This is a genomic window from Dyella japonica A8 (assembly GCF_000725385.1).
Classification (GTDB): Bacteria; Pseudomonadota; Gammaproteobacteria; order Xanthomonadales; family Rhodanobacteraceae; genus Dyella; species Dyella japonica_C.
Window position 1 is genome coordinate 747,559 of record NZ_CP008884.1, and the last position, 12,363, is coordinate 759,921.

11 protein-coding genes are annotated in these 12,363 nt (G+C 64.9%); 2 read left to right on the forward strand and 9 right to left on the reverse strand.

Going from position 1 to position 12,363, the window contains the following annotated elements; genetic code table 11:
• Positions 1-144: 144 nt before the first annotated feature.
• Positions 145-537, reverse strand: coding sequence for an MbcA/ParS/Xre antitoxin family protein (locus HY57_RS03075; protein ID WP_019466498.1), 393 nt, complete (start codon positions 535-537; stop codon positions 145-147).
• A gap of 143 nt (positions 538-680) precedes the next feature.
• Here HY57_RS03075 and HY57_RS03080 point away from each other — a divergent pair, with 143 nt between their 5' ends.
• Positions 681-1,226 (forward strand): SRPBCC family protein, encoded by a 546-nt coding sequence (locus HY57_RS03080; RefSeq protein ID WP_019466497.1) that lies wholly within the window; start codon positions 681-683, stop codon positions 1,224-1,226.
• Between the two features lie 7 nt (positions 1,227-1,233).
• On the opposite strand, the gene HY57_RS03085 is transcribed toward HY57_RS03080, so the two are convergent.
• From HY57_RS03085 to HY57_RS03120, 8 genes are all read right to left on the reverse strand, one after another.
• On the reverse strand, positions 1,234-2,469 hold the full coding sequence (locus tag HY57_RS03085; protein WP_019466496.1) for a hypothetical protein: 1,236 nt from the start codon (positions 2,467-2,469) through the stop codon (positions 1,234-1,236).
• Positions 2,470-2,587: 118 nt separating this feature from the next.
• On the reverse strand, positions 2,588-4,378 hold the full coding sequence (locus tag HY57_RS03090; RefSeq protein ID WP_019466495.1) for a DUF885 domain-containing protein: 1,791 nt from the start codon (positions 4,376-4,378) through the stop codon (positions 2,588-2,590).
• Positions 4,375-6,042: a SulP family inorganic anion transporter gene (locus HY57_RS03095; RefSeq protein ID WP_019466494.1), complete on the reverse strand. Its 1,668-nt coding sequence runs from the start codon at positions 6,040-6,042 to the stop codon at positions 4,375-4,377. Before HY57_RS03095 ends, HY57_RS03090 begins: the two co-directional genes overlap by 4 nt.
• A gap of 1,212 nt (positions 6,043-7,254) precedes the next feature.
• Positions 7,255-7,962: a helix-turn-helix transcriptional regulator gene (locus HY57_RS03100; RefSeq protein WP_019463542.1), complete on the reverse strand. Its 708-nt coding sequence runs from the start codon at positions 7,960-7,962 to the stop codon at positions 7,255-7,257.
• A 234-nt stretch (positions 7,963-8,196) separates the two neighbouring features.
• Positions 8,197-8,826 carry a glutathione S-transferase family protein gene (locus HY57_RS03105; protein WP_019463540.1) on the reverse strand — a complete coding sequence of 210 codons (630 nt, stop codon included), beginning with the start codon at positions 8,824-8,826 and terminating at the stop codon, positions 8,197-8,199.
• Between the two features lie 22 nt (positions 8,827-8,848).
• Positions 8,849-9,253 carry a GFA family protein gene (locus tag HY57_RS03110; RefSeq protein ID WP_019463539.1) on the reverse strand — a complete coding sequence of 135 codons (405 nt, stop codon included), beginning with the start codon at positions 9,251-9,253 and terminating at the stop codon, positions 8,849-8,851.
• Positions 9,250-9,444, reverse strand: coding sequence for a hypothetical protein (locus tag HY57_RS03115; protein WP_019463538.1), 195 nt, complete (start codon positions 9,442-9,444; stop codon positions 9,250-9,252). Before HY57_RS03115 ends, HY57_RS03110 begins: the two co-directional genes overlap by 4 nt.
• 22 nt (positions 9,445-9,466) lie before the next feature.
• Positions 9,467-10,084 (reverse strand): DJ-1/PfpI family protein, encoded by a 618-nt coding sequence (locus tag HY57_RS03120; RefSeq protein WP_019463537.1) that lies wholly within the window; start codon positions 10,082-10,084, stop codon positions 9,467-9,469.
• Between the two features lie 334 nt (positions 10,085-10,418).
• On the opposite strand from HY57_RS03120, the gene HY57_RS03125 reads away from it, so the two are divergent.
• Positions 10,419-11,432 (forward strand): class 1 fructose-bisphosphatase, encoded by a 1,014-nt coding sequence (locus tag HY57_RS03125; protein ID WP_019463536.1) that lies wholly within the window; start codon positions 10,419-10,421, stop codon positions 11,430-11,432.
• Positions 11,433-12,363 lie beyond the last annotated feature (931 nt).

Sequence of the window (12,363 nt, forward strand, 5' to 3'; positions counted from 1 at the left end):
GATCTGCCAGAGGGAAAGAAGTATGTCGGAGCGGCGTATCGCAGGTTGCGACGTGGGACGCAAGGTGGCTGGGCGCGGCGTGTGGACGCTACGGCGCGGCCGTCGCGCACAGGGTGCGCTCCCACAGGGGAGCATCGGTTGGCGTCAGCCGCGCTGGGCGTCGAGGTACTGGCGTACCACGTAGAGGTCGGCCACGTTGCCGGAGAGCATGCGGTCTAGCGCCGGCCGGCCGCCGAACAGCGTGGCCTTGTTTGCGCGATGGACCCAGCCGTCGGCCTGGTCCGGATCGGGGAACAGGATCTGCAGATCCTTGAAGATGCCCAGCAGATAACTGATGCGTTCGAGCGTGTCCCGCCCCAGCGTGCCGCTCTGCAGGCGCTTCCACTTGTAGAAGGTCGATTCCGGCGGATCGCCCAGCAGGCGGCGCTGGTCGGCAATGCGCAGGTGCCAGCGCTCGGCGATGTTGAAGAAGGCGCGCAGCGCGGGGCCGCCGAGATCGGTGGCCGGGTGGCTTTCGGGCTGGAGATGAGCCGCCATGGTTCGACTCTCCCTGTGAAGTTGATTGACAATTTACTCCACTGGTGAATTTTTCGCCAGTGGGCTGGTCATCTGCCGTTCGGCCAGTACAGGCGCCTGCACACCCGCCGCATACTCGGCCCGCCCCGTCGGGAGGAACCACCATGCGTAGCCAAGCCGTTGCGGCCGCCATCCTGTTGTTGCTGGTCGCCCCCGGGGGGCGTGCCGAGGTGAAGGAGGCCGCGCCTGATCATCTGCTGATCCAGGACAGCCGGACCATCCACGCGCCACCCGACAAGCTCTACGCCGCCCTGGCGGACATTGGCCACTGGTGGAACAGCGAGCACACCTATTCCGGTGATGCGTCGCACCTAAGCCTCAAAGCCGAGGCTGGCGGCTGCTTCTGCGAGCGCTGGGACAACCAGAGCGTTGAACACGGCCGCGTGATCTGGGCCGCCCCCGGCCACGCGCTGCGCCTGAGCACGGCACTTGGCCCTCTGCAGTCGATGGCCGTGACGGGCGTGATGACCTTCACACTGAAACCCGCGCCCGAAGGCACGGCGCTGCAGTTCGAGTACCGCGTCAACGGCTCCGGTGCCAGCGGCCTGGACAAGATCGCCCCGGCGGTTGACGGTGTGCTGATGGAGCAACTGCAGCGATTGCAGCGTTACGCCGAAACGGGAAGGAATGCGCCGACGAAGAAGCCCTGACGCGCACTCACGTGCTGCAGCCGCCAAGTTGCATCCAGCGCAGATTGAACTTGCCTGGATGCAGTCGGATACATACCGAATCCCCCTTCTGCGCAGACTCGTAATAGGCACGCGTAACGGCAATACGGTCTTCGTGTATGTTCGTGCTCCAAGGCGCGAGATGCACGTAGTAGGTCGTGCTCCTTCCGCGGCTCACGTCCTTGCCAGTGATGGTGGTTTCGACCACTTCGGGCCGCGCGTGGTCCCACATGGCATCTGTCAAAGCCAGCAAGCCAACGCCATAGGCAACCACGAATGGCACCAACAGCAGACGAAGCGCGACGCGTCCCCGCATAGGTGTGGAACCGGACTGCGGCGCGAGTAGCAACGCGAGGTATAGGGGAGCCGCCAGCACCGCCCCCCACAGGAACAGGTGCCCCAAATCCACCACCGTAAGATCGCGTATCGCACGCATCGCAAGCATGAGAGGCGGCATGAGCACCAGCGCCGCCAGATTTGGCTTGACATCGCCAGGCCTGCCGTCAAGCTGAAACAGACTTGGTCTCACCCATAGCAGCAGTACCGCCACCCACGGCACCAATGCCGCTGCGGCTATCACGAGACCATAGGGCTGAGGGTAGAAGAAACCCCAGAACGCGAGTGCGGTAGCTGCTGCACCAAGCCCCTTTCCCAATGTCTTGGCTTTTTCCAGCTTCGCCATCCGTTCCTGCGGACTGGCGCCCAACGAGGCGTCGCGCGATACCTCGGCGAGGGTTTCGGTACGCTCCTGCCCATCGAGGTCAGGCAAGGCGTTGAACCAAGCCTTGAAGCGGTCATCAAGACCAAAGATCGATCCTTCGAGCCGCAACGCTGTACCCGCCTTCGGCACGATCACTGGGTAAATACCGCCTCTTCCTTGCATCATGCGGCGGCCCCGGATGTCTCTCGTTTCGACTCGCCGCCTGCTGAAGGCTTTACGCACTTCAATGGCGTTCGCTTCCAGTGTCACCCGTGCGCGACTCGCATAAAGTGCGCAATAGATGGGAACGTAGAGCAGGCACAGACCTATAGCGCCGGTAAGGAACGCCCCGCCACGTTCCATGCGGCCTTGTCCCGTAAGGAACAACACCCCTACCCCCATCGAGCCAAACAGCACCCCAAGCAACCAGCAGGCTATCTTCTGACCTCGGGTGACGGTAAACACGAGTGGATAGCGGATATCGCGGTGCCAGTCCTTGCCCAGTACTCCTTGCACATCACTCATGACGCCGCTCTCCCCTTGAACGTTGCGTAGTCGTGGGCCGAGCTTAAGGGATTCGATGGCTATGATTCACGCGGATGCCATCACCTTTGCGATGACGGCATCCCTTCTCGCAGAAGCGCTACTTCTTCCCTTCCTTGCCCTTCCCGCAATCACACCCGAAGTCCGGCTCCGGTCCACCTGCGGCGATGAACTGATCGACGCGCATCTCCAGCACCGGCAGCGGCACTGAGCCGATCTGCAGCACGGTGTCGTGGAAGTGGCGGATGTCGAACTTCGCACCCAGCGCCTGCTCGGCCTTCTGGCGCAGTTCCAGGATCTTCAGGTAGCCCAGTTCATACGACAGCGCCTGGCCCGGCCAGCTGATGTAGCGGTCCACCTCGTTGGCGATCTCGCGATCGGACAAGGCGGTGTTCTGCGTCATGAAGTCGATCGCCTGCTGGCGCGTCCAGCCCAGGTGGTGGATGCCGGTATCGACCACCAGGCGGCACGCGCGCCACATTTGGTAGGTGAGGTAGCCGAAGCGCTCGTAGGGCGTCTTGTAGATGCCCATCTCGTTGCCGAGGTATTCCGAGTACAGGCCCCAGCCTTCGCCGTAGGCGGAGATGTAGCCCTCGCGGCGGAAGTCCGGTTGGCCATGCTGCTCGGCGGCCATGGCGAGCTGCAACGAGTGGCCCGGCGCCGATTCATGCAGCGTCAGCGCGGGCATGTTGTAGAGCGGGCGCGACGGCAGGTCGTAGGTGTTCACCAGATAGGTGCCCGCGCCGCCGCGGCCGGAGGTGTAGTACGGCGCGATATCGGCCGGTACGGGCACGATGGCGAAGCGCTGGCGCGGCAGGCGGCCGAATTCCTTGCCGAGCTGCGCGTCCACCTGCTTGGCGACCCATGCCGTGCGCATCAGCAGTTCATCGGGCGTCTTGGCATAGAACTGCGGGTCGGTGCGCAGGAAATGCAGGAAGTCGGCGAAGCTTCCCTTGAAGCCCGTCTCCTGCATGGTCTTGACCATCTCGGCGTGGATCTTCGCCACCTGCTCCATGCCCACCTTGTGGATGGTGTCCGGGTCCAGGTCCAGCGTGGTGTATTCGATGATCTGCTGGCGATAGAACGCCTTGCCGTCCGGCATGGATTCGGCGGCCAGCGTAGTGCGTGCCTTGGGCACGTATTCGTTGCGGAAGAAGGTGAGCAGGTTGGCAAAGGCCGGGATCAGCTTGCCGCTGATGGCCTGCTTCGCCTCGTTGCGCAGCTTGTCGGCATCCGTGGCGGGCATGCCGGTGGGCATCTTCTCGAACGGCTTGTAGAAGCTGCTCTGCGTCGGGTCCTTGAGTTCGGATACGGCGGCGATGGAGACATCGCGGCCCTTCAGCACTTCCTTCGGCACCGTGAAGCCACGCGCCAGGCCATCGCGCATATTGTCGATCTGCTGCTGGAAGTAGGCGGGCACTTGGTTGAGACGCTCGATGTAGCGCTGATAGTCCTGCGTCGTGCGCAGGTTGTCGCCCTGCAGCACGTAGTTCAGGTCGCTCCAGAACGCCGAGTCACTGTTGAACGGCATCTGCCACTGCCTGAACTTCTGCGCGGCCAGCAGGTTCTGGATCTGCGCGCGGTACACCGCGTAGTTGACCTGTTCTTCCGGCGACAGCTGCTTCACGTCGATGCCGTCGAGGTCGTTGGACACCTTCTGCCAATAATCCAGGCGCTTCTGCTGGTTGGCCGCGTCCACGTTGTCCAGGCGCGAACCATTGGGCTGGGCCTCACCGGAGGAAGCAATGCCGGACTGGCCGTTGCGCCATGCCCACTCCTGCTCGTAGATCTGCCTGAAGCGCGCATCGGCGGCGGTGTCGGCCCAGGCCGGGGCGGCCAGGGCAAGCGTGGTGGCCGCGGCCAGCCAGGTCAGGCGAAAAGCTTTCTTCACTGCGGGTTTCCCTTGGACAAAGGTGTCGTGGACGGCGATGCCGACACGGCATCCTCTACGCTCCAGTCTTCCAGCGCCTGTGGCGGAAGCTGGGGCAGCGCCATGCGCGTGAGGGCATCGCGCGCCTCGTCCTTCAGGCGCGCCAAGCGCAACTCGATGCCGCGGGCGGCCAGCCAGGTGGCGAAATCGCCGATGGCTTCGAGCGAGGTGCCATCCAGGTCGGGGCTGACCTCCAGGCTGAGCACCACGCGCTTGAGCCCGTGGCAGGCTTCCACGCGTTGGCGCGCCTGCGCCAGCATGGCCTCGGCGTTGGCGAAGAACAACGGCTCCTCTGGTCGCACGATCAGCATGCCCGGCACCTGCGTGGCGCCAGGATGCTGCTCGACGTCCACGAAGTCGTGGCCGTCGGCCAGCCGCCCGAGCACGCTCAGGCGCGGCGTGGCGAGCTGGCGCAACAACATGACCAGGCTGAAGGCGATAGCGCACAGCAAGCCGTTGAGGATGCCCAGCGACAGCACCGCCACCACCGCCGCGAGCAGCACCAGCCGGTCGCGATGCCAACGCAGGTAGGGAGCGAACACGGATACCCGCAACGACTTGCTCACCGCGTGGATCACGATGGCCGCAAGCACCGGCTGGGGAATGCGCTCGATCCAAGGCAGCGCGATCAACACCAGCACCAGCACGGCGGCGGCACCGATCAGCCCCGCCAGCCGCGACTGCGCCCCGGCCGCCTCGTTCGCGGAGGTACCCGAATAGCCCGCGCCCACCGGCATGCCATGCAGCGCGCCGGAAACCACATTGGCCACGCCGAGCACCAGCAGGTCGCGATTGGGGTTCACCGTATCGCCATGCTTGAGGGCAAAGCCGCGGATGGAGCTGTACGACTCCGCGTAAAGGATCAGCAGCAGGGCGGCCGCGAGTTCGACGCTGGGCAACCATTGGCCACTCTGCGGCAAGGTCGGCCAGCCAAGATCAGCGGCCAGGCGGATGTCTCCGGTCAGGCCCACGCCGTGCGCCGACAGCCAACCCGAGGCTGCCACGCCCAGCGCGATGACCACCAGGCTGCCCGGCAGCTTGCGGAACCGCTCGCAAGCGAACAGCAGGAGCAAGGCGACCACGCCCGCGCCCAGCGCCGCCACGTTCACCTGTGGCAACACCCTCGCCAGCTGCAGGATCAACGCCGGCACGAAGTCGCCATGCACATCGGCCACACCCATCAGATGCGGCAGCTGCTTCAGCGCGATGACGCAGGCGAGGCCGAACGTATAACCGCGCAGCACGGGGCGGGCGATCAGGTGCGAAAGACCACCGAGCCGGGCCGCGCCCGCGATCAGGAAGCAGACGCCGCCGAGCAAGACCAGGGTCGCCGCCATCGCCACGCGTGACACGTCACTGCCACCGGCCAACGCGAGTGTTCCCGCCGCCAGCACCGCGGCGGACGACGAGGTGGCCGAGACGATGGCGTAGCGGCTGCGCCCCAGCAGCCCATACGTCGCCAGGCCGACGAACAGGGCGATGACACCCGCTTGCGGTGGCAGGTTGGCGATGCCGGAGTAAGCGACGGCCTCGGGGATCAACAGACCGGCGATGGACAGGCCGGCCACCAGGTCGAGATGCCAGGTGGGGGAAGCCTTGGTGGCGGGGCTGGCGGTGGTCGACATGGGTGGCTCCGGCCTGGGTGCGCGGAGTGAGGGTAACGGATTGGTGGGGTGAGTCGTTCTGGGGGGCGGAGTCGTGGCGCTGGCGCTGGCGCTGGCGCTGGCGCGGGATGTTGGCGGTGGTTTCGGTGATTGGGCCTTGGGAGTTCCAAGGAGTGCTGTCTAGGACGGGGAGAGGTCGCTCTTGCCTCAGCCCTCCTACTCGTCATCCCTTCGCACCCTGAAAAAGGGGGCGAAGGGAACAAAGGGGGCAAAGGGGGCGAAGGTCGGGGCTCGCCCTCCCGCTTCATTCTTTAGCCGTCACCCCTGCGAAGGCAGGGGTCCAGTGACTTTGCTCTTGCCCTTAGGTCTCGAACGTTCCCGCGATCTGGCCGCTTACGCAGCGGGCGTTTCGACCTTCTGCCGAAGGCCGAGTCACTTTTCTTTTGCTGGCCCAAAAGAAAAGTAACCCAAAGAAAATGGCCTTTAGAGCCAGAGCTGGCAGCATTTCGTGGGGAAAAGCCCGAACGCGTGAGGCAGGTCGTTGCTTGGCGACCTCCGCCTCTACACAGCGGGTACATCCAAGCGCTTCGCAACGCGCCCTGGCGATAGGGACTTAAAGCGGAGCCTCGCTTCGCTTTGGCGCAGACGGAACCCGCACGACCGCCCGCTTTTCTGTGGGAGCGCACCCTGTGCGCGACAACCTAACGGAGCGGTGATCTCGAGACACCGCAGTCGCGCATAGGGTGCGCTCCCACAAGGGTCCCGCGACCTTGGGATGCTCCGCTGAAGGCTCGGGCTCTTGCTTTGGCTTTTGGCTTTTGGCTTTTGGCTTTTGGCCTTTGGCTTTTGGCTTTTGGCTTTTGACCTACCGGGTCCCCGTATGACGCGGCGGGCGGGTGGCCCTTCTCCTTGGTTACTTTCTGACGCGAAGCTAATCCCTGTGGGACTTGGGCAAGTAAGAGAAAGCAACCCGGACTGCGGCAGCAGTTCGGAAGCCCGCCGCAGGCGAGCCAGATCACGGTATCGCTAAAACCGTAGGCCTAGAGCAAAGTCACTGGATGACCAGCCATACGGCTGTTGAAAAGCGCCTCCTGCCTTCGCAGGGATGACGGCTAAAGAACGAAGCGGTGCGGCCAGATTGCACTCGTCACCCCAATCCCATCTTCACCCCCACAAGACCGCAGCCACCCACGGCCAACCCGCTCTCCGCGCGCCTCATCGGGAAGAAAAACCTCAACTCTCCATTCCCTCGTAATACCCCCGCATCGCTTCCAGATATGCATCCAGATTGCGCCCATCCACATCGCCAAACCGCTCACCCGTCACCGTGCAACCGGCAATGCGATCCGGCCGGAAATTGCGGAACCCCACCCGCAGCCGACACCATGTCCCCAGCGTCCACTTGCCTCCCCAGAACGCCAGGCACAGCGGCTCCACATCACGGGTCGATGTGCGTCCCGCCTCGTCGCTGTACTCCAGCCGTAGCACCTGGCTATCCGTAATCGCGGCATTGAGGCGATCGATGAGCGCCGCGAACTCCGTTTTGTTCTGGTCGCGCCAGATGGGTGCGTAGATGCGTGTACGCGTGGCACGGTCGCGCAAGTCGGGAGGCAGCACGGCTTCGATCTTGAGCAGCGCGGCCTGCGCGCTTTCGGCCAGCTTCTGCCCGGCGAAGGCGCGCACGAAGCGCGTGCCGACCACCAGCGATTCGAGTTCGTCGGCGGTGAACATCAGCGGCGGGATGTCCGACCCCTTGCGCAGCAGATAGCCGACGCCGGCTTCGCCCTCGATGGGGACGCCGGAGAGCTGCAGATCGGCCACGTCGCGGTAGACGGTGCGCAGCGACACGCCGAGCGTGCCGGCGAGCTGGCGCGCCTGCAGCGCGGTACGACGCCCGCGCAGGGCGTGGATGATGAGGAAGAGCCGGTCGGCGCGACGCATCCGCAGATGATGGCGGAGCGGAGCGTGCGGGGCCAGCGCCGGGAGTCATGGATGTGCCGCAACGCCCAGTTCATCCTCACCGTCATTCCCGCGGACCCCGAAAAGGGGGCAAGAGCGGGAATCCAGAGACTTTGGTTTTTACGGTGAACTGCAAAAGGCACTGGATTCCCACTCTTGCCCCCTTTTCGGGGTCCGCGGGAATGACGGTGAGGGTTCATGCCGCGGCTGGCCACTTCAGGCCGCCAGCTCCGCCGCCAGCGCTTCATCCAGCGCCGCGGCGCGCTGCATCGCGGGCCGGGCCGCCACGCGTTCGACATAGGCAACGATCACCGGCAGATCGGGCACCAGCTTGAACATCGTCATCCACTTCAGCGCCGTGCCCCACAGCAGGTCGACCGCCGTGAAACGATCACCGAGCATGTACGGCCCGCGCTCCAGCTGCGCCACCAGCGTGTTGAACATGGTGTCCCAGTCGCTGTAAGGGCAGGTGGAGGGCGGCACCGCCTCGCGCTTCATGGCGCGATCCACGGCGGCGGGTTCGAAACACGAACCGTAGAACACCATCCAGCGCAGGTACGGTCCGCGCAGCGGATCGTCGAGCGCGGGCGCGAGTCCCTTGTCCGCGTACAGATCGGCGAGATAGAGAAACACCGCCGGCTGCTCGGTCACCAGCTCGCCACGATGAGCAATGGCGGGCACCTTGCCCATTGGGTTGACGGACGTATACGGCTCGGAACGCTGCTCGTTCTTCTTGAAGCTGAGCACGTGCAGGTCGTACGCCGCACCCAGCTCCTCGAGCAGGGCGCGGGCGCCGGCGGAGCGGCTGTTCGGTGCGTGATAAAAGGTGACGCGCTGCGTAGTCATGGCACGGTCCTCTCGTGGGCGATCACAGGTAGCTGGTCACCACCGGCCTGTTCCGCCAGTTGTTGTCGCGGCCATCGGCGTAGTTCACCGGTGCGGCGGCCCAGTCTTCGTCACTTACGTCGTCCAGGCAGGCCACGTTGACGGACACGTAGGCGCCGCCAATCTGCTCGACATAGCCGCGATGGAAGGAATGTGTGCCGCAGTGGCGACAGAACAGGTTGTGTGCGCTGTTGGTGCCGAACTGGTAGTCGACCAGGGCATCTTCGCCGCTCAGCACGCGGAAGGTTTCCGGCTTGGCCCGGACGCCCCAGAAACGCAGCTTGCGGCAGATGGAACAATTGCAGCGGCCCGTGCCAGCGGACAGGTCAAGCTCGGCTTCGTAGCGGACGGCGCCGCAGTGGCAACTGCCTTGGTGGATGCGGGTCATGCACGGGCTCCTCGTAGGGTGGTTGATGCGGCGGGCACGCGCGTCGCCGCGACTTCCTTGCTCACTTTCACCTTCGTGCCCTGTGTGGGCGCCGGCGTGCTGGCGGGCAGACGGTATTGGCCGTCCATCAGCAAGCCGCGCAGGTACAGGGGCCGGTAAGCCATCAGGATCTTTCCAATCGGGAATGCCATGACGTCCTCCTCGTCACGTGGGTCACGCCGCCACGGCCGTGGCGGCTTCGCCCGCACACCACGGCGGCGGCAGGGCGTGCTTGAACAGGCGGTACCAGTGCTCGCGGTCGCTCGGGCTGTAGAGATCGAGCGTGCGGATCACTTCGCGGGCGAACTCCACGCAACCCAGCTGGCTGGCGGTGATGACACCGCCATCGCTGACCGCAAGCACATGGGCGTCGTACTGGTCGGCGCCGGCATAGCCATGCACGTGGGCGCCGATGTGGCCCGGCCAGCTGCCGGTATGACGGCAGGCATCCAGCAGCCCGGCCCGGGCCAGCACCAGCACACCACTGTCGACGGCGGCCACCGGCGCACCGGCGGCGTGCACCCGGCGCGCCGCGTCCACCGCTTCGTCGCCATGGCCGTGTTCCCACAGGTACCCGCCGGGCACGATCAGCAATGCCGCGCGCTTGAGGTCCAGCTGGTCCAGGGTCAGCTCGGGCACCACCCGCAGCCCCCCCATCGAGAGCACCGGCTGCATGGAAAAGCCCACCGTCTTCAACTGCCAATCGCCCGGACGGCGGATCTCGCAGAGCGCATGCGCCGCATGCCAGTCCGCGTAGCCATCGAACGCCAGGAAATACACCGTATCGCGCATGAGAGTCCCTCCATCTGACAGAGGGGAAGTCTGAGGACCCCCTGCTGCCAACGTGTTGTCAGCAGGGGTGAGCGGCAGCGGCGAGCCTCGGTGGGAGCGCACCCTGTGCGCGACGGGTTTGCCCCGGTGGGCATCGGCGCGAAAACCAGCCACCAAGGTATCGACCCAGCGCCCCTGTCGCGCACAGGGTGCGCTCCCACAAGGGTAGGCAGGGCCAGGTGGTTTGCCAGAAAACGGTTTCAGAACGGGAAGATGAACCCACTGGTCAGGTTTTGAGCTGACAAGCGGAGGGGTCTGCCGGGACAATAGGCGTCCCTTTGCTTGCGGGTTTGCCATGAAGTCCATCTCGCTCATCCAGTTCCTCATCGAGGAACGCCGCGCCGGCCGCATGAACGCCGAGCTGTCCCTACTGATCGAAGTCGTCGCGCGCGCCTGCAAGCGCATCGCGGTGGCCACCAACAAGGGCGCCCTGGGCGGCGTGCTCGGCGAGGCCGGCACCGGCAACATCCAGGGTGAGGCGCAGAAGAAGCTGGACGTGATCTCCAACGAGATCTTGCTCGAAGCCAACGCCTGGGGTGGCCAGCTCGCCGCGTGCGCGTCGGAGGAAATGGAAGATCCGCAGCCGATTCCCGACATGTACCCGAAGGGCAACCACCTGTTGCTGTTCGATCCCCTGGACGGCAGCTCCAACATCGACGTGAACATCTCCGTCGGCACCATCTTCTCGGTGCTGCGCTGCCCGGACGGCATCAGCGAGCCCAAGGCGGAGCACTTCCTGCAGGAAGGCACCACCCAGCTCGCCGCCGGTTACGTGGTGTACGGCCCCGCCACGGTGCTGGTGCTCACCTTCGGCCACGGCACGCACGAGTTCACGCTGGATCGTGAAGTGGGCAGCTTCATCCTGAGCCGCCGCAGCATCCAGATTCCGGAAGAGACCGGCGAGTTCGCCATCAACATGTCCAACCAGCGCCACTGGGAGGCGCCGATGCAGCGCTACATCGGCGAGCTGCTGGCCGGCAAGGACGGCCCGCGCGGCCGGGACTTCAACATGCGCTGGGTCGCCTCGATGGTGGCCGACGTGCATCGCATCATCACGCGCGGCGGTGTGTTCTTTTATCCGCTGGACGCGAAGATCAAGTCCAAGGGCGGCAAGCTGCGCCTGATGTACGAGGCCAATCCGATGGCCTTCATCATCGAGCAGGCGGGTGGTGCGGCGACCACCGGGCGCGAGCGCATCATGGGGATCAAGCCTTCTGGCCTGCACCAGCGCGTGCCGGTGTTCCTGGGCTCGAAGAAGGAAGTGGAAGTGGCGACGCATTACCACGTCGAGGCGGATGCGGCGGGTTGATCCGTCGCTGGTGGGGGCTGGCTTTGAGGCCAGCCTCTATTGCCGCTGTCAGCGGTGATGTGGAGGCGCGCGTAGCTTGCGGAATGACTTGGGGCTGCGCGTTCTTCCTGCTTAGGCGGGGGGGGAGCGGCCAGAGGCGCGCGCTTTAGGGGGGGAGGGTCGGGGTAAGGGGGCCATCTAGCCCCACCGCTCCATAAGCACCGTCATCCCGGCGCAGGCCGGGATCCAGTGACTTTGCGTTTGGTCTTCGCCTCGTACGCTTCCGCGACCTGGCCGCTTACGCAGCGGGCGTTTCGACCTTCTGCCGAAGGCCGAGTCACTTTTCTTTTGCTGGCCCAAAAGAAAAGTAACCCAAAGAAAATGGCCTTGAGAGCCAGAGCTGGCAGCATGCTGTTGGGATAGGCCCGAACGCGTGAGGTAAGTCGTTGCCTGCCCACCTCCGCCTCTACACAGCGGGTACTTCCAAGCGCTTCGCAACGCGCGGGAGCGATGAGGACTTAAAGCGGAGCCTCGCTTCGTTTCCGCGCGGACGGGACCCGCACGCTCGCCCCGCTTTTCTGTGGGAGCGCACCCTGTGCGCGACAACCTAACGGAGCGGTGACTACGAGACGCCCCAGTCGCGCACAGGGTGCGCTCCCACAAGGAACTCGCCTCTTTGGATGCTTCGCCGACAGCTCGGGTTCTTGCTTCGGCTTTTAGCTTTTGCCTTTTGGCTCTTGATCTCCCGGGTCCCCGTATGACGCGGCGGGCGGGTGGAGATCAGGCCCCGCAGGGGTGCCAGGGAGGGATCCCTGGCACTTTTCGTCGGGGCAGGAGCCCCGTCGAAAAGCCCGGAACCCGGCCGCGAACCTGCAGGGCCGTAGGCCCGGAAGGCGCCTCATCCGGGGGGCCCTTTCTTTGGGTTACTTTTCTTTGGGCAAGCAAAGAAAAG